Source organism: Arthrobacter sp. Soil_N43 (assembly GCF_057655195.1).
The window spans coordinates 35,824-59,484 of sequence record NZ_JBDGML010000076.1 but is presented as its reverse complement, the minus strand read 5'-3'; the positions used below and the strand labels follow the sequence as shown (position 1 = coordinate 59,484).

Genomic DNA, 23,661 nt, shown 5'->3' with positions numbered 1-23,661 from the left:
AATAGGGAACCCTGGTTGAAAGCACCATGATTACCCCGTAAACGGCCTCCATGCTCACCCGCCTCAGCGATGGGCGAGGAATTCGATACCTGAACCGAAGAACTGCCGCGTTCGGCTCCACTGGAACATATAACTGCCGGACGTCCGGCAGTTACGTGTTCCAGTGGAGCTGTCACTTTCGACTAGATCGGCCTTTGAAGGTTCCGCCCGCGTCAGCTACGCCCGAGCCGGCAGCCCAGTCAAGGTCCTTCGCATGCAGCCAGAGCACGACGTCCATCACGCGTAGGCGGGACGGTGTGTTGGGGACGCCCGAAAGCTCCAAGATCCTGTCTAACCGTGGGCCGAGGCTGTTGCCGTCGGCTTGGAACGCCTGCCACCAGGTCTCCCACTGGCCATTTGCGTTAGCGTGGCCCATCATCGGACCCACGTAGCTGCCGAAAATGGGGAACAGCTTGGGACGCTTTCGGGCCATGATCTTGCTCGCCGTGGTATGACCGACATCCCAACGGTACCCATCGTTCCCCCGAAGAAGGTCCCACAGTTTAGTCCCGGCGCTTCCGGGACCCAGGTGCTCGTCGTACTCTGCTCGGTCAAGCATGGTCAGATCAAGGTGCGTTGGGATCTGCTGTAGCAGGCTTTGCACGTCTTCTGCACGGGCCCTCAGGCCGACGGCCGCCTCGGCGGGTACATTGACGGCCAGCATGGAGACCGCAACGAAATCCTCCTCGGTAAGTTGATTCGCTATTTGGCGTCGGTCTCCTCCGCCTCCCCAGTCCTCGAAGTACGCACCAGTTCGAGGTCTGCCAGTCCTATCGAGTGGGCTGTAGTAACGCCAAACTAGGCGTGCAGCGTCTGTCGTGCGCTCCACGTCGAGAATTTCGTGCATAACAGGCTCCCCTCACGTCGTTGGACGGACAACAAATGATGAAGGTTCCCCTCCACTGGTACCGGGTTGCGCGTGAAGCTGACCCGAAAGTTGTGTCCTCGTGAACCAAGATGCACGGTATCTCACCTAGCCCTTGAGGACTTGTGAGACTCCCCTATGAGACGACTTATGAGACGGTTTTAAGCGGCCAAATGACAGTATTCGCTCATCCCCGGCACAGGCCAACCAAACTATAGTTCCTGAGACGCCAGAGTGACCCGTCCGCCCGCAGCCCCCAGACCGTGTCGCAAATCCGTAACCACCGGCATTCTCAGCGCCCCGCAGAGATAATCAGAGCGACGCAGGAACGGGATTCTCCGGCCACCAGCTACGCTGGCTCAGCCCGCCGCTCCTGGCATGTCGTGACCGCGGAGCCAGACGAGCAGGGGGAAACCCGATGGACCATGAGAAGCCGAAATGCATTGACACGACCTTTGACTTCAACTCCGATGCCCGAGGGAAAGACCCTGACAAGTACAGCCCAACCCTGAAGGACTACCACCAGAAGCTGTGGAACAAAGAGCTGCCTTGCGGAATCGGGCGTTTCGACCTGGCGCCTGAACCCAACGCCTACCTGGTGCACAGGTCCTCGAATGGTGTCTTTTTCATGGCCAGCGACGCCATCACGACCAGGCTCAAGAAGCGGGCAGGGCGCATCATCAGGAACATCCCGCCGGAGGACCTGCCAGCGTGGCCCGGCTACACGATCGGAAGCTCCATCGTGTTCCCGGGAAACAAAGTCGCCGGGAAAATGACCATCAACGGGGCCCGCGGCTTCAACAGCAAGATCGCTGACCGTTTCGACCTGACCCTCGAATGCATCCGCCGTTACTACGACGGCCGCCAGGAGTGGAGTCCCCTTGAAGACGTCCTGCTCAGGTACGAAAAATTCTTTGCCCTGTTCTGCGACTTCAACGGGTACGTCAACTTCTTCTTGCTGCAGGACCTTCTGAACGATGACGGAACCATCGACTTCTTGCACGACTTCAAAAACTTCGACACCCCGGCCGTCCCGCAGGACGAGACCGAATACCTGAAGTACCTTGCCAAGAGCAACAGCTTCATCAGCGCACGCAACGACAGGATCGCCGCAGAACCCTGCATGGCTCCCAGCTGAAATGCAGTACGCGCTGACGTTGCTTACCCGGCAGCGGGGTGGGGCCAGCTAATTCGACGGTGACAGACGGGTTCTGCAGGCCCTTCACCTCAGGCTGAGCTACGCACTGTTCAGGACGTGGTTCATGGGAGTCGGCGGCCCGCCGCAGATTGTCCATTGACAGACAGGCGGGCCCTTGTGGTCGAATCACTCCCAGGGGCCGGGGCCGGCTCATGATTTGGGGGGAACATTGCTGCTGACCGCGATGCTCGATGGGAGTCGGGTCGACGCTACGATGTACAGCAAGGAGGCCTGGTCCGAGCTGCAGGAGTCTGAGGACCGGAAGCGCATGGTCATGCCCGTATGTGGTGTGCGTGCCGTGGCTAAGACCCGTGGCGGAACCACCAAGTTCTTCGCGCACCTCCGGAAGGCCGGCTGCAAGGTCGATCACGGCGGCGAGTCACCACAGCACCTGGCTCTGAAGGAAGCCCTGAAGAACTGCATCGACCAGGTGCCCGGCTGGCATGCCATCATCGAGCACCCGCACCCCTCCCGGGAATGGATCATCGACGTCCTGGCCGAGTCGGACGACCTCACGAAACGTGTCGCCTTCGAGGTCCAGCTCTCCTCGCAGACCCCGGACAAATACTTTTCCCGTTCCCAGCGTTACTTCGACAGCGGCATCTTCCCGGTCTGGCTGGTGCCCCGCCAGCTGGAGTATCAACAGACCAAGGTGCCAGTGGTGGTCACCGGATTCGGCAAATCATCCACTCTCCCTGAGGACCCTTCCGAACTACTGGCCCTGCCAGCCGACCAGGAATTTGTCCCCTCCCAGAAGAACCTCGGGGACTTCGTGCCCTCCCTGCTCAGTCGAGGTCCGTCCTGGACGGCCGGCACTCCGGAGTACCAAGCATCCCTGCAAAAGGCCCTGGCGGAGCAGGAAGCAGCGCAGGCAGAGGCTGAGCGCAAGAAGCTTGAAGCAATCGAGCAGGCCATCATGGAGATGAATGATCGCTCTGCCTCTCCTGAGACGGCATTCGGCGAGCACCTCATCAGGACGCAGACGGACACGTACGTGTGGGGAAGCCTCACGCCCTGCTGGAACTGCGAAGAGCCGATGCTGGTCTGGGATGCGCGCATCAAGGCCAGGGGCGGATATGCCGGGGCGCCCGGCCTGCGGGTGAAGTCCGAGGTCGGCGAAAAACGATGGGAGAACCACCCCGAGGTGCACCGCGCCGTCGACAACTGGATCAGGGCTGCCAAGTCCGACATTCCCAAGGCCACCATCCAGAAGCGGCGCACTAAGGCCAGTGGCCGGCTCTACAGTGCCTTTGTCTGCCCTGGCTGCGACAGCACCATGGGCCAGCTCTATATCTCCTGCATCCGTCCCGAGAACTGGTCCCTCATCAGCAGCCCCATCGGAGTTCCGTCACAGCGCCCGACAGGGACGTCCTCGGCTGTGAAGACCGAACCTGCAGCAAGCGCCCCTAGGTCAGTCCAGACTGTCACTCCCCCACGCCCGGCCGCCGTGGCCGGCACGTTGCGGTGCCGCCTCCACTCGGCACCGAAGCAGGGTTGTGACTATTGCCGGCGGGCGCAGACCTAGTTCAGGTTCATGCCGAACTGCCGGGTCAGGAGCGCCCGTTTGAAATGGGCCTCGGCGGCATCAACCTGGGCGGCCGGAGCGCTCGGCGAGAAGACCTGCAGGATGCTGAACTGGAAGTGCTGCCGGTGCCGGGCGTCAGCGGCGGCCAGCTCCCGGAGCGCGACGTTGCCGCCGTGGCCGTTCCTGGCGTACTCGCTCCAGCGGCCATAGAAGCGCTCGGCGCCGTCGGCCTTGCCCACATACATCCTGCCGTTGCTGGTGTCGGCGATGAGGTAGATGCCCTGCACGGCGCGGAGGGCTGTCTGCCATTGCTCGTAGCGGTCGTCATTGATGACGGCCTGGAGTTCGTCGAAGCTGACCAGGAGCGAATCAAATCCCGGGAACGGCACGCTGGACGGGTCGGAGATCTCGACAACCGTCATGGAGGTGGCCTGGTCACCTGTCTTGGCCCAGTTCACCGCGTCCTTGGTCCACTCGATCACCAGCCGGTCGGCCAGGGCAGCGAACACCGGGGTGGGCCTCAGGTCGAAGAACCGGCGATCGTCAGTGCGCTCGGCGAGCACTTCGCCGTGGTTCTCGTGTGCGGTGATGAACCGTGCGCGCCGGCCGGTGGTGGCGAGGAAGTTCAGCCAGAACCTTGGAGGCGTCGCCGGCAGCTTGCTGTTGCGGATGCCCTGTTCGCGCACGTACGGCAGCAGGCCAGGTCCCATCGCGTCCGCCCGGGCTTTCAGCCCGTCCGGTTTGAGCGTGTGTCGGATGACCTGCACATCCCCTGGCGCCAGCCCGGAAGCCCGAAAGAGATCGCCGAGGCTCAGTTCGCCCGAGTTGCCGCTATCCATGCCCTGCCTTCGCTTCAGTTACTTGCCGCCCCGACCCGGAACGCGTCCTCACGGTTCCGGAGACGCCGGAGAGGTTATCGCTCAGCGGATTCTAGCCCGCCCAGCCAGGATGAGATTTCCTCCATCGCTTTCTGCGGCTGGGGAGCAGCGGAGTACACGCGAATCTCAAGGTATCGGTCGCTGTTGATCTCCAGCGGCGGCAGGTCATCTTCCCGCAGCCGGACCACCAGGTAGCCGGCGGCCAGCAGGTCGGCAGTCTTCCGCACGTCCGTCATCACCTTGGCAGGCTCGCGGTGCCAGTAGGCGCCGTCGTACTCCACGACCAGGACGCGTCCGCCAACGTTGACGCTGATGTCCGCCGACCAGGACTTGCGGGTCGTGAACGCCTTGTCCCGCAGCACCGCACCCGAGCGCGCCCCGGGGAAGCACTCCTCCGCTGCGGCGTGGTGGGCCAGTTCGACCTTGGACTTGCCGACCTCCCGGCATTCAGGGCACTCGGCCCCGTTCGAGCGGACGCTGAGTGAGCCCGTCCAGACGTGCGCGGGGTTGGTGGCGCAGATCCACTCCGGGACGAAGGGCGTTGACGCATAGGGCCGGACGTGCCAGGCCGTCACCGGATTCGCAGGGCTCCACTCGGCCGCCAGTCCCGGGTCCTGCCACGCCAGGGATCCAAGAATGGTGCGGCACTCCGGGCAGCGCAGCCGGTCGTATTTGTCCCGGGACCGCGGGGACTCCTTCCACTCATGGCCACAGCAATCGGCCAGCCACCACACGACCCGTTTCGAATCCCAGACGACGTCCGCGGCGGTGAGTTTGCCGTTGCGGGTCGGGTGCCACTGGGAGGCAATCTCCGGCAGGGTGTCAGCCAGCCAGTTCTTCTGGGACTTCCGCGTCTCCGTGCCCCGGCAGCTCGGGCAGCCCGATCGCAGGAAGGTGAGGGGGCTGATTCTGGGGTGGTGGCCGACGGGGCAACGGAAGCGGCGCAGCTCCCAGTCTCCGGCGACCATGACGGTCCGCGGGTCGGCTTCATCCGCCCAGGCGGCGGCCAGTTCGGGGACGTCGGCAACCGGGGTCGACTTCCACCGTTCGTACTCCTGATCCCATTCGGCCTTCCGGATCGCACTGCAGGGCGGGCAGGAGTGGCGGCCGGCAGTCATGTCCAGGACCTTGGCTTCGAACTGATGCCCGCACTCGGGACAAACCCAGTGGCAGGTCCTGGTCGCACGGAGGGTCACCGTACGGAATGCCTTCTCGTCGTTGCGCTGATGGTCCCACCACCCTTTGGCGGGGTCGTCCGACTCCGCCAGGAGGACTCCGGACGTGCGCGGGCTCGCGGGATTCGCTGAACGAATGTTGCGGGCCGGGGTTGCCGTCACCGTTTGGGAGGTCGGGCTGGCGGAGCGGGTGTTGCGGGAGCAGGAGCAGCCCCAGCTGATGTCGCCCATGCGCTCAGCGGAGATCCTCTTGCATGCGCGGCACTGCGCCACAACCGGCTCGTAGTCATCTGTGAGTTCACCTGTGGTGGCGACGAGGTCATAGCCGTGCTTGTCGAGGTGGGCGACGATCTCCTCGGTTGAATACGTGTGCCGGAAAGGCACCACGCCCGCAAGGGACCGTGCGTCCTTCGCCCACTGTTTCCAGTAGCAGGCCCGGCAGGTCTTCTCGCTCACGGCGTTCTTCTCGAGGGTGTAAACAAGCCGGTAGTGGGCCTGAACCCCGCATTCCAGGCATTTGGTGAGGCGCCAGGCCTTGGGACCCTCGAAGGACTCCACGGCGGCGAGGCCGCCTTCGGCCAGGATGAGGTCGATGCACTCGGTACACCATGCCGGCTGGCTGCGGGTTTTGTAGGCGGCAGCCTTCCCGCACCCATCCGTCGAACACGGCTGGCCCGTGGTTGGCGCCGGTGCCGGTGCTTTCATGAAGTTCCCCCAATAGTCCTTCTCTCCTAGGAGGGTACACACAAATACCCGTGAGAGACGGCCGATCCGATTGCTCCTAGACTGGCGGCATGGACACCACCAGGGAAGATGCCCGCCTCCGCGAAGCCGTGACGGCGTGCCTGAACACCCACGACCTGCTCGGGGTGCTGGACCTGGGTGCGCCGGCCGACGAGTACGAGCCGGAGATGGAAGACTTCGCGCAGCTGCTGGCCGCCGGCGAACCCATCACCCCCGAAGTCGTGGCCGGCGTCTGGCACAAGTGGTTCGGTGACCCGTCAGAACACCCCGGGCCTCCCACGGCTGAGATGGGAGCCCTGGCCGTCGACCTGCAGGGCCTCTCACGCTTCGCCGCGCACTAGGCGGCGGACAGCATGGCCGACAAACACCTTCCGGGCGCCCCGGTAGAACACTTCGGGGAAATGATCCGGCCGGGGAAGTACGGGCACCGCTTGACGCGCGAGATGTACGCGCTGGTGAACAAGAAGTCATCGACCCGGATCCCCGAGCACATGCTCACCGACGAGCTGAGGGCCTACCTTGCCCCGCATTACGAGGACGCAGAACTGACGATCCACACCGACGAGTTCTGCCGTCGCCACCGGGAAATGGCCCTGGAAAACTTCGACCTGAACATGGCCTTCTTCGCGCAGATTCCCCAGGAGTCCTTCAACGATGCCCTGGACGAGATGCTCCGGAAGAACAAGCGCCTGCGGCCGGTGACCGACCTGAAGTCCCTGGACGAAGAATGGGGCGTCTACGTGCTGGTTCTGGACGAGTACCGCCAGGCCTACATCGGCCAGTCCTCGTGGGACATGCGCAAACGCATCAAGGCGCACTGGAACGGCACCAAGCAGTTCGACCGTCTCCTGTGGGGTGGCGTTGACGAATCGGTGATGTCGATCGATTCTTTCCGTGCACTGGACACAACACGGATCTTCGCCTCCCGGACGATGAACTACGACGCACTGGAGGCCCGGCTCGTGAAGACCTTCCCTGCCGACTATCTGCTCAACCGAATCGACGGCGGAGCGGTAACAGGCATGCGCGGGCTGTTCATCTCGTCTGAGATGAAGCGGAGAGGGCTGGTGCCGGCTGAGGCTACGCCCGACAGCCCCGCCGCCGTGGTCCCGACCTCCTAGACGAACCAGATCCGACAAGCACTAGTGAGACAGCATGCACCTCAGACATCTTTGTCACCGAACCAAAGGCTCGGGCAGCCCCGCCACCGAGCTTTCCGGTACACGCGAGGCGAACGCCCCGATGGCGCAAACCGAGGAGCTGAAGGAGCCCTGGGCTGAACTGACCGAAGCCGCCAAGAGCTCCAAGGTGTTGAATTTCCATGTTGCACCCGTTCGGGGGTGCCGTGGGGCCAGGACCCGGCCTCGGTCTGGGCTGTGGCCGCGATACTCCGTGACTTCCCTGACGGCCAGCGGCGATTGATCCGGAACCAAAGGGCCCGGAGAGTTAAGTGGAGCCCGCTGCGGCGGAAAAGACTTCCGGCAGTGATAATTGGCTGGTGCTGCGCGAACGAGAGATAAATTTCACCTACGACTACCGGATGCGGTGTGAGCACTGCACGTTCAGCAACTCGCTGACCGCCGAGGACTACCACTCGCTCTCCGGGTCGGGGATGATAGCCTGCTCCAGTTGCCGCGACGACTTCAACTTTGGACCGAAGGTTATCGATGTCAGGGACCCGGAGGACAAGGCTCTCGACCCAGCTAAGGTCCCGGAGTTCTATTGGTACCACACGACAACAGACCCCGAATGGCCCAGGGCTTCATGGGCATTGCCAGACAAGGAACTCCGGCACCTCCGCGAAAGAGCGGGCTGGCCTGAGGAGGAAATCGAAAGGCACCGCCGGTTTTACGAAAGCCAGGCTCTGCATGTTGGCACCTACGAAGCAGCTATCGAATCAATGCTGCGCCGAATGGAGGAGCAGGACGATCGTGAATCGGTTTTTTACCTGCACCGCGTCCGGCTTCGACGGGACGTCCGCGTCGCCCCCGAGTGGCGGGACGAGAACCACGAACAAGCGGCGAAAATCACCCGGATGGACCTCACCGCCCAGGACTGGGACGTTGTCCGCTACCTGAACGCTCACGAGGCGATGGGAAGCATCTCGCTTGCCCTGGTACGGAAAGCCATAGGGTCGACCCAGCAAATCCGCCTGCCTGTTTCAGGGCTCATGGATCCCCACAGCGAAGCCACCCTCGCGCGGGCTCGCTCCTACCGGAAGGAGGAGGCCGAAATCCGGGAGGCGGCAGCCGGCAGGGCTCTGAGCCCGTTGGAGAAGCTGCAGCGGCGGGCCGCCGAGCGGCAGGGAAAGCTGCGAACTCCCGAACCCATCGAGGTTCACGGTGTACTGTCGAAAATGACGGATTACGTGGCGGACCAGTATCTGGCTGGAGTGTCGCCTGTTGTCAGACACGACTTCCTGCACGCCATCGGAGGACCCAGCGCAGGGAATAACGCTGATGCGGATGTGGGCTGGCTCACAAAGGTCGCCAGCATGGCCGCCCTCCTCACCCACCCAGACAAGGTGCTGAATGCCCTCGGCGATCAACCCTGGCTAGACATTCGGGCGGCATAGCTGAGGTCCCGCCGTCTCTCACTGCCTTGCGGCCTGAAAGCTCCTAGAATGGCGCCAATAGACATCATCAAACCCACCGCACGCCGGCTCCGGGCAGCCGTCACGGACGTCCTCAACGCCCACGACCTGCTCGGCGTCCTGGACCTCGGGGCACCGGCCGGTGAGTATGACCCGGAGATGAAGGACTTCGTCCGCCTCATCGAAGACGGCTCCGTCATCACACCGGAAACTGTCGCCGATGTCTGGCACAAGTGGTTCGTTGATCCCGGCGAAGCATCCGAACCACCCACGCCCGGCATGATCGCCCTGGCCGCGGACCTTCAGGTCATTCGGACCGGCCTTGCCCGGACGCCGACAGCGGATTAGACGGCACGCAAGACGACACCTGACGTCGTTCCGATTCACCAGGGCCAGCTGCTGCCATGATTTATCCGACAGCACCTGCCCCTTCCAGATAGGCCACCATTGACTCATCTGCCGCACTCCCCCGGACACCCTGGACAGCAGCCCTCGCCCCCGCAGTCGGAGTACCCTGCTCCCCCGCAGACGGGCTTCCAGCACTACAGTCAGCCCCAGTATCCCTACCAGCACCCAGGCGGACCCTTCCTGCCGCCCACGCCACCCGGGTCCGGCTTGCGCATTACGGCGGGAATCCTGGGAATCCTGACGAGCCTCTGGGCGGTCATCCTGGCCATTGCCACGGGAAGCGTGTTCGTCCCGGCTGCGGCGGTTTTCGGACTGGTGGCGCTGAGCCTCCTCACTCTGGGCATCATCCAGATCGTCAAATCCCGGTCCAGGGACGCGGGCATACCGCAGGCGCTTCTCGGTACGACCGCTACCGGCATGGCCGGTGCCGTTGTCGCCGCGGTGCTCGAACTGACCGGCGGGGCCTTTGTCATCGTTGCCACCGGCTTGTTCCTGCCCGTAGGGGTGCTCTCGCTCCTGGCCTTCATGGAAGCCAGGACGGCTAGCCGGAAGCAGGGTCGCTCCGGAGGGCGTTCCCGCTAAGGAGATCCGACCGACGAAGCGTTGCGACTGGCAGGATAGCCGTGTGACGAATCGCTGGGAGGCTGCCCCGAACCCGGAGTGGGTGCTGATGTACCGGGGCGGGCTCCGGCGTGGCCAGATCGCCAAGCTAGTAGGGGCCGCGACGTCGACCGTCGGCTACCACCTGGCCGCTGCAAGAGCCGCTGATCCACAGCTCCAGTCCGCACACGAGGCGGCAACTGCCCTGAAAACAGCGCACACGGCGACGGCATCCGGTCTGGAGCACATGCGCGAGCTCCTGGCGTTCATCCAGGGCAGCGACCGCTATCCTTCCCGGGCCAGCACCGACGATACGGAGCGGACCCTCGCAGCGTGGCTGCAGCGGCGCCGGGAGGAGGCTCGCGACGGGACGCTGGCCCTCGCCTACCGGGATGGTTTAGAGGCTCTTTCGGGGTGGCAGACACCGACCCGGGCGGAGTCTGACAAAGTCTGGTGGGAGAAGCGGCTCGCGGCCCTGGTCCAATTCCGGGCCGCCGGCAATGACTGGCCGCGACACAAGGCGGCCGTGGAAGGGCTGGAGCATGACCTTGGCGTATGGCTGCATTACCAGCGGGCCAAACTCCACCGCGGCGAACTCGACCAGGTCAAAGTGAAGCAGCTGGACCGGGCGCTGCCCGGCTGGCGGACCGGCCGCCGGCGGGGACGGAAGCCCCGCCAGGACGTCCCAGCTAAACCCGGCCGTGACACTGAGGCGTTACATAGGAAGTAGACGGATCTGCAGCAATTTACCGGTGGATTGGCGCCGATGTATGCCTCCCCCTCAATCGGAAAATACTGCTGGTCAGACTCAACGAATCAAACCGCAGTTCGGACAGGGGCAAGCTGCCCAAACTGCGCGTGCTCTGGGATCCCCTCTAGTCCCCATGGTTCGGCGACTACTTTATCGGCCGGCTTCGTCCGGGCAGGGCTATAAATTCGGAAGGGCGTGTTGTCGTTGGGCTTAAAGTGAACTCTCCGGCCAGCAGCCTTGCCGGCCCGAAGTGCCGCCAAATGAGCTGGGGCGTCGTCGGCGCCCACGTGCGGATGATAGATACCAACACTGCCAATAAAGAGCTCCTCGCCAAGGAGTTCAATTGTCCATTCGTCATTTCCGATGAACAGCGTCGCCCCTTCGCCGAACAGGCCGGACTCGGCGATGCCCTGCTTGCCGTTCAATGTCACGTTGAAGCCATTCGCGTCCGGCAGAACCGCGCAGCCTCCGGACAGCATGATGCGGACTACACGGATCCAAACCCTCTCCAAGGCCTCCGGGAGCACCTCCGGGAACTCGAAGGCGACGTTCAGGTGAGATTCGATGAATGCGAGATCATCGATGAGTTCCTGCAGGGCAGCGCTGGGCTCATACGGTTCAACGAACTCGGGAACACCTAACTGGCTAGTATTGCCGTCTACACTCACAGCGACCCGGACAGCCTCGGGCAGCGATTGCAGGAACCGGACTGTCTTCTGGATGTCCCTAGCGGCGCTTCCTGCCGGTTTGAAGCTCATGTCGACCCGGCAGGGCTGGTTTCGGTCGAGAGGGAAGATCCACCGCTGTGTCAGTCCACCCCTGAACGTGCACGTGAGGGTTCCTCCTGCCGAACCTGAGGTGACGTAGGAAGTTCGACCGGAAAGACTGCTGAGCCTGCGGTCGTCAGCACTGTAAGTGGTCGCAGACATCTTCAACTCCTGCTTACTCGAGCTAGGGGGCAGCAGGCGTAGCTCGGCGATGTCTTCTGTTCCGGTGAACCACTCTGGGCCAATCCTTGTGAACGACGTGACGACGTGATCGGGCAGCACCAAAGGCTCGACCACCCCGTAATCGAGAGACTCCTGAAAGGACTTCTGCAATGCAGCATCCTTCGGTCCGAAGGCAGTTTCGACTACAAAGGAAAGAGGCTCGCGCTCTGCTGCGTCCGGTCTCTTGGCGTACAGCTCCTCGTGATACCTCCCACCCTTAACTGACCAACTCCTCCCCCAGTAGGCGCTAATGCCGTCGGCACGCTGATCGAGGCGGAGTGCTTCCGACGCTAGATCCCCCGGTTTAGCCAATACAGACTGTTCACGTCCAACTCTGGACAAGGCATCGAGGCCAGCTTCACGGGTAGCCCAATCATGGACATCAGGGTATTTGGCCAGGAGAAGGTCAAGGCTTGTTGCATCGATGAACCGGATCAACACGTTCCGATCTTTTCTCAATGCCCAGACAGACTTGCGTTCGTTTGTCGTCAATTTGGCTGGCACAACCAGAGTCCAGACGTCCGGATTATGGGCCATGGCCCTCTCAAACGATTTTTTTATCTGTTCTTTGCGGGGACTGAACAGCTTCGAAAAGCCTTCCGGGAACCACTTGAGCTGAAGAATTTCAGTGAGCTGGCCGGTCCGTTCCACCCGGACATCAATGTCGATCCCTCCATCGCCACCACGGCCGTCAATGGCTTGTGCGACCATCCCCTCGCCGGTCCGATCACGAACTATGAGAGACTCGGCGACCTCGTTGAAATCCGTCTCGGAGATGGTACGCCAGTTGATTCTCGATCCCGACAAGTGCCCTCCCTACAGCAGTGGAGCAAGCCTACCGCGCTGCAGAAATGATCAGCGGTCTCACTGCCTGGCAGCGAGGCGCCGTGGAGGAATGCTTGGTACCGGCATGGTGTTTCCCAAGAGGCGGGTAAGTAGTCAGCGTTTTAGACCTGAGCCTTCCACCGGGTCTCCGATTCGGTCTGGATCGCATCAGATCGAATCAAAACCGACGGGTCCAGACATGATCGGTGGGGGCACCACGGCGACCATTAGCAAGGACACCGAGCGCCAGTCACCTTGAATTGAAAAGTCCAAGGCGGCTAGTCTTCAGGCTCCCCGTCGTCCTTCAGTTCACCGGCGACAATGCGCTGGGCAGTGCGACGGTATGCCCCAGCAATGAAGTCTTCAATGTCATCGGTCCCAATGCGCCACACGCCGCGGCCCCCAACCTGAATTCCGCGAAGCTCCCCAGTCTGTAACAGAGCCCGGATCTGGCTTTCGGAAACGTTCAGCTCTTCAGCGGCCTGCGGAATGGTCAGGAAGCGGCGTTTTTGGGGTTGGTCGGACACGGACCCATCTTATGTGCGGTCCGACCCGTCGCAGGCAAGTGGAACGCACATTGCGCATTCGCGCGGCCGCACGCCGCCACTCCAATCAAGGATGGACGCCTACGGAACAGAAGACGACAATGAAGGGAACTGCAGCGACGGCAGAGGCGGATCGGGGGCACGACGACATGGCACGGTCGGCATCGCACCGCAGACCATCGCAGGAAACGGATGAGATTCCACCGTCACAGCGTCCGGCCTCAGTGAACCCCGCAGACCGGAGAGTGCAGATTGCCGCTGCCAAGGCACGGGTCACCTTGGACAAACTTACCCACGATGAGACACCTCGATGGATCATCGCCCTGTCTAAGGAAACACCCGAGTAACAGACAGTCGCCATAACGCAGCATCTCAGAGGGCTAGCGAGCAGAAGGAAATGAGCGTGATGACTACGCAGGAACCTTACCGCGAGCACGACTCCAGTGCCGCGGCAGAGGACGAACAAAGGAACCCTGCTGGCTCAACCCGGACGTCGCATCGTGCTGCCTCCTACGACCGGGGCGTGCAAATTGCGGCGGCCCAGTTGCGGTTGGTGACAGACCGCCGTCTTGGGAAAGCGACGCCGGAATGGGTCACGGCCCTCGCTCAAGAAGAACCACAGGCGCCCTGACCCCCGCTGTCCTGCGGCAGCAGAGCGTCCCCAAGTGGTCCATCGTGGTGGTCCTTCACGGTCCACAGGCGGTACTTGTTGGGCAAAGTCCCGCGAAATTAATGGATTCTCGCCGACCAGACGGACCACTATCCAACTCCTCAAGGATCATCCTTGGACCACCTGAGGACCAGAAAAGGACGAGCCCTAGGAGCACCGGCCACGCGCCGCTGAAGCTGTCCTGATGACTGAACTTCCATATTGTCAGGGGCCGACCACCGGGGAGAGCCCAAGGCAACACTGAGCGGCGGCCTGCTCAGTCTTGCCTGCCTTTTGGCAATTAACGATGCTGTGATCCTGTCTGTGCGGCTACCTTCGACGCTTGATGAGTGGCCGTTCATCCGCACGCGGATTCCTGGCCTACCCCCTTGGAGTCGTGCTGCGTTGACGGACCCGACCATCGAGACTGCCGATTATTGAAGCGCAAACTGTCCGCCGACTTTACATTGACCAGTGGTGACCTATCGTCCGCACGCGGATTCCTGGCCCATCACATGGATGCGGATTTTCGGCGGTCAATCATTCGGCTTGTTGTTGGGCACAATGAAACGGCACAACTTTCGACTTCAGCATTGGCATCACTATGAGGTTTTCAATTTGAAGAGCATCGCGGCACGAACAGGAATTACCCTTTGATCCGCACACCATGTCCCTCACTGAAAACTCTAGTTGAGAGACGAGGGATCCATCAAGCTGAGAGATTACACCGGAACTCACGGCGCATTACCGCGCATTCTCTCACCGTCCCTGACAAGACCTCGGTGCGCGCGCCGATCCGCACCACACGCCCCGTTACTCCCACCGAACGACCATGAAACGACCATCTGGTCGAGTGACAAATTCCGCGGAATACCGGGGAATATAGGGCCCCTACTACTACTACTCTACTTAAACGACCTTAAAAGAGAGATATATATAAGGGGCTCCCTTGTTCTCTTCCTAAAGGGCACCCTCCTTTCCTAGTTAATACACTTTCCCTTCCATATAGGTGTCCCCTCCCGGGTCGTTTTGGTCGAGTGAGGGTCCCGGCGGACCACAATTCCGCGCCAGCGTTGGGATGCGGGCCCGTTTTGCCACCCTACCGGCGGTAGGGTCCCGGGCGATTCAGGGGCCATGTGTGGTGGAGCGGACACCTGGAACCACAGGTGAGAGACGTCCGTTTTAGGCCTCGTGATAACCTGAGGAACGATATTCCGGCTCTAGAGACGATGGTTATCACGTTTCCCATTGCGCCCCGGAAGGCTCCCTTTCCACAGGCGAATGCCTTGAGCCGCAAAAATGCGATGACCCGTAAAAGTTCGCTTCCTTCCGCTCCTCTCCACGCCCCCCTGGATCTCCTGTGGGGCATACTTTCAATGCCAGCATCGCGCGAAGCCTCACGGTCAGCTCGAGACCAAGGACAGCTGGTGATAGATGAGGAGGCACAGATTGGCACAACAAAGAGGCAGTCGCAGTTCTGGGAGAAGGCCCGCCGGCCAGGCATATGCGGCGGTCGAAATATTCACGAAGAAAACGGTCGAGGCTGCGCTGGTTTCCAAGGCGCACCGCGCTGTTGGCCACGTGCATAGGCTGCGGCGAGCCGATCCGAAGCTGTCCCGGGATGACCTCATGAAAGTGCTTGCAGACGAGTTCTACGAGGCCGCCAGGCAGAGTGGCCTGTCAGCTGGAGCGGCCATCTCATCGGGGTCAGCGTCGGCGGTGTCGGAGACGAGAAAAGAGACCCTGGAGGCCGCCGTCTTCTTTGTCCTGGCTGCCACCGAAGCGTACGAGATCCCGCTGTCAGAACTCGAATACCGGGAGGGAGTGGTGCGCGCCGTTCTCCTCGCTAAGAATGCAGACTGGCTCGTCAACCTTCTGGCGTCCAAGACAGCTCCGCATTGGGCCGGGAAGTTCGTAGCCTGGCTTCCGGAGCCAGCTGCCAGAGGCATTAGCCGCATCAACGATGTCATGGGCCCTGGGTTCATCGTCGACCAGGGCGAAGGCGACATCGTGATTGAGAAGGTTGTAGAACGCGGGGTCGGGAGCGCCTTTGGTGTGGTCACCAACGCCGCCTTCGCATGGAATGTCATCAGAGTTACCAAGGGTGCCCTTACCGACCTCGAGCGTTCTCTGGCTCTCGATGGTGACATTGTGGGAGAGGACGATGGCGAGCCCGACGACATTGTGGACAGCGGTACCCAGGGGCCAGCCGGCCACAGATAAGAAGCTCAGCGGTGCGGTGACACCTCGGGCCTGCTCCGCACACATGAGGAGCATGACATCCCTCGGAATTGATCTCTCAGACCTCGGCATCACGCCAATTGTTGATGTGCCGGAACAGACGCCGGCCGAACCCGCCGATGACGGACGCACCCTCATCGTCGGTTCCACCCTGGCCAAGGCGCTCTACAGCGTCTGGTCCGGCGCCCCGATCACGATCGTCGACTCCCCTCCCGGTGCCGGCAAGACCACCCTCGTCGCCCAGGCCGTCGCGTACTTCCGGGAACGGTCCAGCCTGAAGATCATCGTCGCGTGCGCCACCCGCCGCGCGGCCTACGACATTGCCGAGCGGATCGCCGCCGAGCTGGGCCCGGACCGGGACGGAAACCCGCAGGTCGCCCTCTCCGTGTCGAACATGGAACCGCCGATCGGCGTCTCCAAGGGCGGCGCCACACCGGCGGCCGGAACATCCCGGTGGTCCGCACGATCGCGTCCTGCAAGACGAGCAACCGCCCCGCCTGCGACCTGATGATCATCGACGAGGCGTACCAGGCGACGTTCGCCGGTGTCTCCAACGCCTCCGACGAAGCCCAGCAGCTTCTCATGGTGGGCGACCCCGGCCAGATCGGCCCCGTCGTGACCGCCGACGTGTCCGCGTTCCGCGGCCGCGAAACGGCTCCGGCTTACCCGCTTCGTCAAAGTATCGGTTGTCATGAGCCCCATGCGCACGGCACACCCCGGCGCCCTTCCGGTAAATTCAACGGTGCACGTACCGGTAGGGCAAGATACTTCCCATGGGTTCAGCAAGTTTCGAAGACGTCCTCGACCGCCTCTATTTTTCGGCGACCGACCAGCACGACAAGGGCACCAAATTCGAACACCTGATGAAGCGCTACCTGGAGCTGGAGCCCAAGTACGCCGACCAGTTCTCGGACGTCTGGCTGTGGACGGAATGGCCGGGACGGAACGGCCACGTCGACACCGGCATCGACCTCGTCGCCCGGGACCGTTACACCGGCGAACTGACCGGGATCCAGTGCAAGTTTTACGACCCGGCCCGGACCCTGGATAAGAAGCAGATCGACTCGTTCTTCACCGCCGTCGGCAAGAGCGAGTTCTCCTACGGGATGGTCGTTTCCACCACAGACAAGTGGTCCAAGCACGCCGAGGACGCCCTGGAGGGCCAGTCCAAGCCGATGACCCGGCTGCGCTTCGCCGACCTTGCCGACTCCACCATCGACTGGTCCGAGTTCAGCATTGACGCGCCGGAGCAGATGAAGCAGCTGGGCGGCGGCAAGGAGCCGCGCAAGTACCAGCGTGAAGCCATCGAGGACGTGAAGAAGGGCTTCACCGTCAGCGACCGCGGCCGGCTGATCATGGCGTGCGGCACCGGCAAGACCTACACCTCCCTGAAGATGGTCGAGGAGATCGTTCCGATCGGCGGCTCCGTGCTGTTCCTGGTCCCCTCCATCGCGCTGCTGCAGCAGACCCTGAACGAATGGACCGCCCAGGCCTCCGTCCCGCTGCGCCCCCTGGCCGTCTGCTCCGACACCAAGGTCGGCCGGAAAGAGCACGAAGACGTCAGCGTCCACGACCTGGCCTTCCCGGCCACCACCGACCCAGCCAAGCTGCTGAACCGTGCCCGCATCAGCACCGGCCAGGAAGCCATCACGGTGGTGTTCTCCACCTACCAGTCCATCGACGTGATCCACCAGGCACAGAAGGACGGACTGCCCGAATTCGACCTCATCGTCTGCGACGAGGCACACCGTACCACCGGCATCACCGAGGCAAGCCACGACGACTCCGCGTTCGTGAAGGTGCACGACAACACCTACATCGAATCCGGCAAACGGCTCTACATGACGGCCACCCCGCGGATTTACGTTCAGGAAGCCAAGGCCAAGGCCGGCCAGGACGACGTCAAGATGTACTCCATGGACGACGAGGCAGTCTACGGCCCCGAGTTCCACCACCTCGGTTTTGGAAAAGCCGTGGAGATGGGCCACCTGGCCGATTACAAGGTCCTGGTCCTCGCCGTGAATGAGGAAGCGGTCAGCAAGTCCTTTCAGGGCCTGTTCGAGGAGAACGGGGACCTAAACCTGGACGACGCAGCCCGGATCGTCGGCTGCTGGAACGGGCTCTCCAAGCGCGGCGTCAACGGGGAACGGCTGGAAATCAGCGACTCCTCCCCGATGCGCCGGGCCGTCGCCTTCGCCCGTAACATCAAGGAGTCCAAGAAGCTGGCCGCCGACTTCGAGCTGGTGGGCCGGCAGCTGCTCGTGAACCGTGGCGAGTCTGAAGCACCGGCCCTGAAGCTGGAAGCCGACCACGTGGACGGCACCTTCAATGTCCTGGAACGCTCGTCCAAGCTGGACTGGCTCAAAGCCGAGGACACCGCCACCGCGGACGGGGAAGACACCTGCCGGATTCTCTCCAACGCCCGCTGCCTCTCCGAAGGAGTGGACGTCCCGTCCTTGGACGCGGTTCTGTTCCTGAACCCGCGGAACTCCCAGGTCGACGTCGTCCAGTCCGTCGGCCGCGTGATGCGCAAGGCCGAAGGCAAAGAGTACGGCTACATCATCCTGCCGATCGCCGTTCCGGCCAGCCAGGACCCGGAGACGGCCCTGAACGACAACAAGAAATACAAGGTCGTCTGGGATGTCCTGCAGGCTCTCCGGGCCCATGATGACCGGTTCGAAGCGATGATCAACAAGCTCGAACTGAACCGGAACGCCAATGACAAGATCGATGTCATCACCGTGGCAGACCCGTTCGGCGACGGCCCGGGCGGCGGTGGGAACGACAAGCCCAACGGGACTGGCACGGAGGCTTTGTTCCACATGGCCGGCGCCGACCAGTGGCGCAACGCCATCTTCGCCCGCATGGTTCGGAAAGTCGGCGACCGCCGCTACTGGGAATCCTGGGCCAAGGACGTCAAAGAGATCGCCGACCGGCACGTGCTCCGCATCCGCACCATCCTGGACGGTGAAGACCAGCGCCCGCGAGAAGAATTCAGCGTCTTCCTCCAAGGCCTGCGCGGGAACCTGAACGACTCCATCACCGAGTCGGACGCCATCGACATGCTCTCCCAGCACCTGATCACCAAACCCGTCTTCGAGGCGCTCTTCGAGGGGTACTCGTTCGCAGCCAACAACCCCGTCTCCCAGGTCATGGACTCCATGGTCGACATCCTGGAGAAGTACAACCTGGACTCCGAGGTCGCCAGCCTCGAATCCTTTTACCGCTCCGTGCGGGTCCGGGCCGAAGGCATCACCAACGCCGAGGGCAAGCAGAAGATCGTCACCGAACTCTACGAGAAGTTCTTCAAGCTGGCCTTTCCGCGGACCGCCGAGTCCCTCGGCATCGTTTATACCCCGGTGGAGGTTGTGGACTTCATCATCCGCGCCGTCGATGACGTGCTGGCCAAGGACTTCGGCGCTTCCATCAGCGATGAGGGCGTCCACGTTCTGGATCCGTTCACCGGAACCGGCACGTTCATCGTGCGGCTGCTCCAGTCCGGCCGGATCAAACCTGAAGACCTGCTCCGCAAGTACACGCAGGAGCTGCACGCCAACGAGCTCCTGCTCATGGCGTACTACATCGCCGCGATTAATATCGAGGCCACGGTTCATGGGCTGCTCGAGGAACAGGCTGCCGCCGAAGGCAAGGACCCGGCAGCCGTCGAATACCGTTCGTTCGACGGCATCGTCCTGACCGACACGTTCCAGATGACCGAGGACGGGGACACCCTCGACGACTTCGTTTTCACCTCCAATAACGACCGTGTCGTGACGCAGAAGTCGCTCGACATCCGGGTCATCATCGGCAATCCGCCTTACTCAGTTGGCCAAACCAGCGGCAACGATAACAACGCCAATCTCAGGTACAAAGGCCTGGACAACTCCATCTCAACCACCTACGCGGCGGAGGGGACACTAAAAAACAAGAAGTCCCTCTACGACAGCTATATCCGGGCCATACGATGGGCCTCGAACCGCGTGTTGCAGTCGCCCAAGGGGGGCATCGTTTGCTATGTCTCCAACGGCGGCTACATCGACGGGAACGCCGCCGACGGCATGCGAAAGACCCTCTGCTCAGAATTCCATGAGCTGTACGTCTACAACTTGCGCGGAAACCAGCGCACCGCCGGTGAATTGAGCCGTCGTGAGGGCGGAAAGATCTTCGACTCCGGCAGCCGTAACACCGTAGCAATCCTTCTGCTCGTGAAGCGTCCAGGCCCGGTCACGTCATGCAACCTCAATTACAGGGATATTGGCGATTACCTGGACCGCAAGGAGAAGCTCGCCATCGTTGACGGCGCCAGCATCGACAACATCCCGTGGGAGCGGATAGTTCCCAACGCAAACGGCGACTGGATCAACCACCGAAGTGACCTGACAGATTCCTTCACACCGGTCGGGCCAACGGCAGGCGGCCCTTCGATATTCACGCTCGGATCAAACGGAATCACGACGGCTCGCGATGCCTGGGTGTACAACTCATCCCGTGCAAAGCTCCTCAGCAACATTGAAAAAACAGTTGCGACATACAGCGAAGCCTTGGAAACCGGGGAGCAGACCGATGACGCATCTAAAATCAGCTGGTCCCGGGCATTGAGGCGGAAGTTCGCCTCACGGGCAACTCTTGAAGTCGACACCTCGAGTGTTCGCTCCGCCACTTATCGCCCGTTCAACAAGACCAACGTGTACTTCGATCCGAAACTGATCGAAGTACAATCCAAGATGCGGAGCATCTATCCTTCGGAAGCAACCCAGAATCTCGGGTTCTACGTTGTTGGTGCGGGGTCGGACAAGCCATTTTCAGTCCTCATGACGGATTCAATTCTGGACATCGCTTTTTGGGGATCGAGCTCAGGAAATTACTTTTCCCGGCGTACGTTCCAGGAAGCCTCACCCCAAGAGACCCATCTCCTTTCTGCGCTGAGCATTGGCTCCGGTGACGAGCCGGTCGACAACATCTCGGACGACGCTATCCGGGATTTCCGGGAGACATACGGTTCCGATGTCAGCAAGGACGACCTGTTCTTCTACGTCTACGGGCTCCTTCACTCCCCCGAGTACCGGGCCGGCTTCGAGGCCGACCTCGGGAAAATGCTCCCACTAATTCCGAAGGTTGCAGGTGTCGACCGTTTCCGGGCCTTCGTTGAGGCCGGCAAGGCGCTCTCTGACCTGCACATCGGCTACGAGTCGCTGGAGCCGTACCCGCTGAACGAGGTGGCCACCGGCATGGCCGTCGATCAGGACGAGTACGCCCGATATACGGTGAAGAAGATGAAGTACGCAGGGAAGGCCCCGGCCTGGGACAAGACCCGCATCATCTACAACCCGCAGATCTCGCTGGAGGGCATCCCGGCGGACGCGCACCGGTACATGCTTGGGTCCCGGTCCGCCCTGGACTGGATCCTGGAGCGGTACCAGGTCAAGACGGACAAGGCATCAGGCATCATCAATGACCCGAACGACTGGTCACTGGAGAATAAGCAACCGCGCTACATCATCGACCTGATCGGGCGGATCGTGACGCTGAGTCTGGAAACCAACAGGATCGTGGACGGACTGCCGGGCCTCGGGCTGACCTAGCCTACGCCTGGGCTGTCCGCCGCAGCCTGGCCGCCTCGACCGCCCAGTTGGTGCCGAAAGCGACGATGACAGCCGCCCCGAGCAGCCCGGCGGTGTAGGTCGTCAGCACAACGTGATTCGAAGTCAGCCGGCTTTAGACCTTCCTTTCTTTGGAGGAGCCACATTCTTGAGACCGTCTGAATAGTCGGGCACAATCTCCGGTCGATGGATGTAATGCCTGCGTGTCGTCTCGGGTGAGGAATGGCCCAGCTGTTGTTGCGCGGCTTCATCGCGGTAGTGTTCAGCGATCTCGCTGCTGACTGTTGATCGGAAGAAGTGTGGGGTGATTTTCTCGCTGATATTAGCTGCCGTTTTTGCCTTCTTCAGGTCTGACCTGAAATTGCTGGGCCGGACGAAGGTCCCGTTCCGTGTGGCAAAAACAGCGTTGGTGCGGGTCGGGCGCTTGTTCCTGTGCCGTTGCCGAATCATGGCTTGGATCCAGTCCTGCGTCAGCTGCAGTATCCGTTGGCTATCGGTCTTGGGATAGTCCTGACGGTAGAAGAGTCCGTCCTTCTCAACCAATGTGCCGCTCACGGTTACCAAGATGCGGTCTCCATCGAATTGGATGTCGTCCCAACGCACGGCAAGTGCCTCACCAATGCGAACGCCGGTAGCGAAGAGAAACTCCACAACGTCAGACAGCCGTCCGGTAGGTTTGGGCCCTCCGACTCCTGGTTCTGGCTGCCGAGCGCGTACCGCCTCATGTACTGCTGCCACCGTGGATGGCTTCAATCTTGTCGGGAGCTTCCTGGGACTGGGCACCTTGGAGACAAAGCGGACAGGATTGTCTGGGCGGAGCCCTTGGCGTACGGCGTAGTCCATGATCTGGCTAAGCACCTGTTTAGCCAGATCTGCGGTTCTGTACCCGGTTCCGGCTTCCTTGTCATACAGGCTATGGATGGCCTTTTCGCACTCGGGCGTTTTCAGCTCAGCCACAGGGAATCCTCCCAAAACAGGAAGCAGATGGCCACGGAGGTTTGCTGCGTACGAGGTCCATGTCTGCATACGCAGGCCGGTAGTGGGCGACGCACCGGTTTGGGTGATGTGATCGATTTTCACAGGAGAAGGTTTTCTTACCTGCAACCAGCGCTCCGACAGCTCTTCCAGAGTCACGACAGAGGCCTGTGTCTCGGCTTCGTCAGCATCCTTCCTACGCTTTTCGGCCTGTTTTTGAGCCTCTTCGACGGCACGCCGCAATGCAAGGTCGGCGGCGCCTTTGGTCCGGCCTGACCGCTTGATGTCATGCCGCTCTCCCGCATCATCGTTGTACCGGCTTCGAGCTGTCCACTTACCGGTCTCGTCCTTTTTGGGTGTGTACTCGAAAAGTTGCCAAGCGGGAATCTTCGCCCGGGCCATCAGCCGGCCCTCTTCGCCTGGTTTTCCATCCAGGCGTCAATGTCACCCAAGCGATAAAGGACGCGCCCCCGGCCGATTCGCACGTACTCCGGGCCGCACTCAAGGCTTGCCCAGTTTGCGAGGGTGGCAGGGCTCAGCCGCATGTGCTCGGCGGCCTCTTTGCGGGTCAGCCAGGTTGTCTTCTTGGTATCTTCATCTCTATTCACAGCCTTCCCTATGCCGCACGAAAGACGGCGGGTGTCACTTTTCGGCGCCGCACCTGAAGGGCACACTTTGGGGCACACTTTGAAAAGTGATTCCCGGGAGGGTCCGTGAATGCTTCCACCGGGAAATTCGGCTAGTTTGCAGGGTAATGGCCATGATCGGGGAGGGCCGGGTATCCCCGTGATTCCATCACTCGTAATGAAAAGGTCATCAGTTCGATTCTGATAGGAAGCTCGGGCAAAACCCCCTGGAAACCAAGGTTTCTGGGGGTTTTTTGCTGGCTGTTGACATTTTCAGGTGCCTGGGGCGGTGACGCCGCACGGCGACCTTGAAGCACCGCAGCGGAATGTCCGCGCCCGGTGGAGGTCGCTGAGGATCGGGCGACGGCAGGCTGTGTGGGGCCGAATTGCCTAGTGCGCGTGATACCCGGCCCGTCGACTGGCTCGCCGTTCCTG

18 protein-coding genes are annotated in these 23,661 nt (G+C 61.8%); 11 read left to right on the top strand and 7 right to left on the bottom strand.

What is annotated here, in order from left to right:
- Positions 1 to 172: 172 nt before the first annotated feature.
- Entirely contained in the window at positions 173 to 886 is a 714-nt protein-coding gene (locus tag AC3A3W_RS08475; RefSeq protein WP_487441899.1) for a DUF6308 family protein, read from the bottom strand.
- 436 nt (positions 887 to 1,322) lie between these two features.
- Between AC3A3W_RS08475 and AC3A3W_RS08470 the strand changes: the two genes are divergently transcribed.
- Both AC3A3W_RS08470 and AC3A3W_RS08465 read left to right on the top strand, forming a co-directional pair.
- Entirely contained in the window at positions 1,323 to 2,042 is a 720-nt protein-coding gene (locus tag AC3A3W_RS08470) for a DUF6994 family protein (protein ID WP_487441898.1), read from the top strand.
- A gap of 244 nt (positions 2,043 to 2,286) precedes the next feature.
- Positions 2,287 to 3,627 carry a competence protein CoiA gene (locus AC3A3W_RS08465; RefSeq protein ID WP_487441896.1) on the top strand — a complete coding sequence of 447 codons (1,341 nt, stop codon included), beginning with the start codon at positions 2,287 to 2,289 and terminating at the stop codon, positions 3,625 to 3,627.
- On the opposite strand, the gene AC3A3W_RS08460 is transcribed toward AC3A3W_RS08465, so the two are convergent.
- Together AC3A3W_RS08460 and AC3A3W_RS08455 are read right to left on the bottom strand one after the other, a co-directional pair.
- A complete protein-coding gene (locus AC3A3W_RS08460) occupies positions 3,624 to 4,466 on the bottom strand; it encodes a GIY-YIG nuclease family protein (RefSeq protein ID WP_487441895.1) in 843 nt (280 codons plus the stop codon). The genes AC3A3W_RS08465 and AC3A3W_RS08460 overlap by 4 nt on opposite strands.
- A gap of 74 nt (positions 4,467 to 4,540) precedes the next feature.
- Positions 4,541 to 6,385 (bottom strand): zinc-ribbon domain-containing protein, encoded by a 1,845-nt coding sequence (locus tag AC3A3W_RS08455; RefSeq protein ID WP_487441894.1) that lies wholly within the window; start codon positions 6,383 to 6,385, stop codon positions 4,541 to 4,543.
- Positions 6,386 to 6,474: 89 nt separating this feature from the next.
- Between AC3A3W_RS08455 and AC3A3W_RS08450 the strand changes: the two genes are divergently transcribed.
- The 6 genes from AC3A3W_RS08450 to AC3A3W_RS08425 all read left to right on the top strand — a co-directional run bounded on the left by AC3A3W_RS08450 (position 6,475) and on the right by AC3A3W_RS08425 (position 10,755).
- Positions 6,475 to 6,765 (top strand): hypothetical protein, encoded by a 291-nt coding sequence (locus tag AC3A3W_RS08450; RefSeq protein ID WP_487441892.1) that lies wholly within the window; start codon positions 6,475 to 6,477, stop codon positions 6,763 to 6,765.
- A gap of 12 nt (positions 6,766 to 6,777) precedes the next feature.
- Positions 6,778 to 7,545 (top strand): GIY-YIG nuclease family protein, encoded by a 768-nt coding sequence (locus tag AC3A3W_RS08445; protein ID WP_487441891.1) that lies wholly within the window; start codon positions 6,778 to 6,780, stop codon positions 7,543 to 7,545.
- Between the two features lie 377 nt (positions 7,546 to 7,922).
- Entirely contained in the window at positions 7,923 to 8,999 is a 1,077-nt protein-coding gene (locus AC3A3W_RS08440) for a hypothetical protein (RefSeq protein WP_487441889.1), read from the top strand.
- A 48-nt stretch (positions 9,000 to 9,047) separates the two neighbouring features.
- The gene (locus AC3A3W_RS08435; RefSeq protein WP_487441887.1) at positions 9,048 to 9,365 is read left to right on the top strand and encodes a hypothetical protein; all 318 of its coding nucleotides are present in this window, start codon (positions 9,048 to 9,050) and stop codon (positions 9,363 to 9,365) included.
- Positions 9,366 to 9,632: 267 nt separating this feature from the next.
- Positions 9,633 to 10,007, top strand: coding sequence for a hypothetical protein (locus tag AC3A3W_RS08430; RefSeq protein ID WP_487441885.1), 375 nt, complete (start codon positions 9,633 to 9,635; stop codon positions 10,005 to 10,007).
- Between the two features lie 43 nt (positions 10,008 to 10,050).
- On the top strand, positions 10,051 to 10,755 hold the full coding sequence (locus AC3A3W_RS08425; RefSeq protein ID WP_487441883.1) for a helicase associated domain-containing protein: 705 nt from the start codon (positions 10,051 to 10,053) through the stop codon (positions 10,753 to 10,755).
- Positions 10,756 to 10,841: 86 nt separating this feature from the next.
- Here AC3A3W_RS08425 and AC3A3W_RS08420 read toward each other — a convergent pair whose 3' ends face one another.
- Complete coding sequence (locus AC3A3W_RS08420) at positions 10,842 to 12,572, bottom strand: hypothetical protein (RefSeq protein WP_487441881.1); 1,731 nt, start codon at positions 12,570 to 12,572, stop codon at positions 10,842 to 10,844.
- A 296-nt stretch (positions 12,573 to 12,868) separates the two neighbouring features.
- Complete coding sequence (locus AC3A3W_RS08415) at positions 12,869 to 13,117, bottom strand: helix-turn-helix domain-containing protein (RefSeq protein ID WP_487441880.1); 249 nt, start codon at positions 13,115 to 13,117, stop codon at positions 12,869 to 12,871.
- 2,116 nt (positions 13,118 to 15,233) lie between these two features.
- On the opposite strand from AC3A3W_RS08415, the gene AC3A3W_RS08410 reads away from it, so the two are divergent.
- From AC3A3W_RS08410 to AC3A3W_RS08400, 3 genes are all read left to right on the top strand, one after another.
- A complete protein-coding gene (locus AC3A3W_RS08410) occupies positions 15,234 to 16,007 on the top strand; it encodes a hypothetical protein (protein ID WP_487441878.1) in 774 nt (257 codons plus the stop codon).
- A 52-nt stretch (positions 16,008 to 16,059) separates the two neighbouring features.
- Positions 16,060 to 16,533 carry an AAA family ATPase gene (locus AC3A3W_RS08405; protein ID WP_487441876.1) on the top strand — a complete coding sequence of 158 codons (474 nt, stop codon included), beginning with the start codon at positions 16,060 to 16,062 and terminating at the stop codon, positions 16,531 to 16,533.
- Between the two features lie 265 nt (positions 16,534 to 16,798).
- Positions 16,799 to 21,607, top strand: a complete 4,809-nt coding sequence (locus AC3A3W_RS08400; RefSeq protein WP_487441875.1) for a DEAD/DEAH box helicase — start codon at positions 16,799 to 16,801, stop codon at positions 21,605 to 21,607.
- Between the two features lie 123 nt (positions 21,608 to 21,730).
- Here the strand turns inward: AC3A3W_RS08400 and AC3A3W_RS08395 are convergent, their stop codons facing one another.
- Together AC3A3W_RS08395 and AC3A3W_RS08390 are read right to left on the bottom strand one after the other, a co-directional pair.
- A complete protein-coding gene (locus AC3A3W_RS08395; RefSeq protein WP_487441874.1) occupies positions 21,731 to 23,002 on the bottom strand; it encodes a tyrosine-type recombinase/integrase in 1,272 nt (423 codons plus the stop codon).
- Positions 23,002 to 23,208, bottom strand: a complete 207-nt coding sequence (locus AC3A3W_RS08390; RefSeq protein WP_487441873.1) for a helix-turn-helix transcriptional regulator — start codon at positions 23,206 to 23,208, stop codon at positions 23,002 to 23,004. The genes AC3A3W_RS08395 and AC3A3W_RS08390 overlap by 1 nt, the downstream gene beginning before the upstream one ends.
- Between the last annotated feature and the right edge of the window lie 453 nt (positions 23,209 to 23,661).

Bases quoted from the DNA above. Each gene is read 5' to 3' on its own strand.
- AC3A3W_RS08460 (WP_487441895.1), bottom strand. From the start codon at position 4,466: ATGGATAGCGGCAACTCGGGCGAACTGAGCCTCGGCGATCTCTTTCGG.
- AC3A3W_RS08450 (WP_487441892.1), top strand. From the start codon at position 6,475: ATGGACACCACCAGGGAAGATGCCCGCCTCCGCGAAGCCGTGACGGCG.
- AC3A3W_RS08465 (WP_487441896.1), top strand. From the start codon at position 2,287: ATGCTCGATGGGAGTCGGGTCGACGCTACGATGTACAGCAAGGAGGCC.
- AC3A3W_RS08455 (WP_487441894.1), bottom strand. From the start codon at position 6,385: ATGAAAGCACCGGCACCGGCGCCAACCACGGGCCAGCCGTGTTCGACG.
- AC3A3W_RS08400 (WP_487441875.1), top strand. From the start codon at position 16,799: ATGGGTTCAGCAAGTTTCGAAGACGTCCTCGACCGCCTCTATTTTTCG.
- AC3A3W_RS08435 (WP_487441887.1), top strand. From the start codon at position 9,048: ATGGCGCCAATAGACATCATCAAACCCACCGCACGCCGGCTCCGGGCA.
- AC3A3W_RS08405 (WP_487441876.1), top strand. From the start codon at position 16,060: ATGACATCCCTCGGAATTGATCTCTCAGACCTCGGCATCACGCCAATT.
- AC3A3W_RS08475 (WP_487441899.1), bottom strand. From the start codon at position 886: ATGCACGAAATTCTCGACGTGGAGCGCACGACAGACGCTGCACGCCTA.
- AC3A3W_RS08395 (WP_487441874.1), bottom strand. From the start codon at position 23,002: ATGGCCCGGGCGAAGATTCCCGCTTGGCAACTTTTCGAGTACACACCC.
- AC3A3W_RS08445 (WP_487441891.1), top strand. From the start codon at position 6,778: ATGGCCGACAAACACCTTCCGGGCGCCCCGGTAGAACACTTCGGGGAA.
- AC3A3W_RS08470 (WP_487441898.1), top strand. From the start codon at position 1,323: ATGGACCATGAGAAGCCGAAATGCATTGACACGACCTTTGACTTCAAC.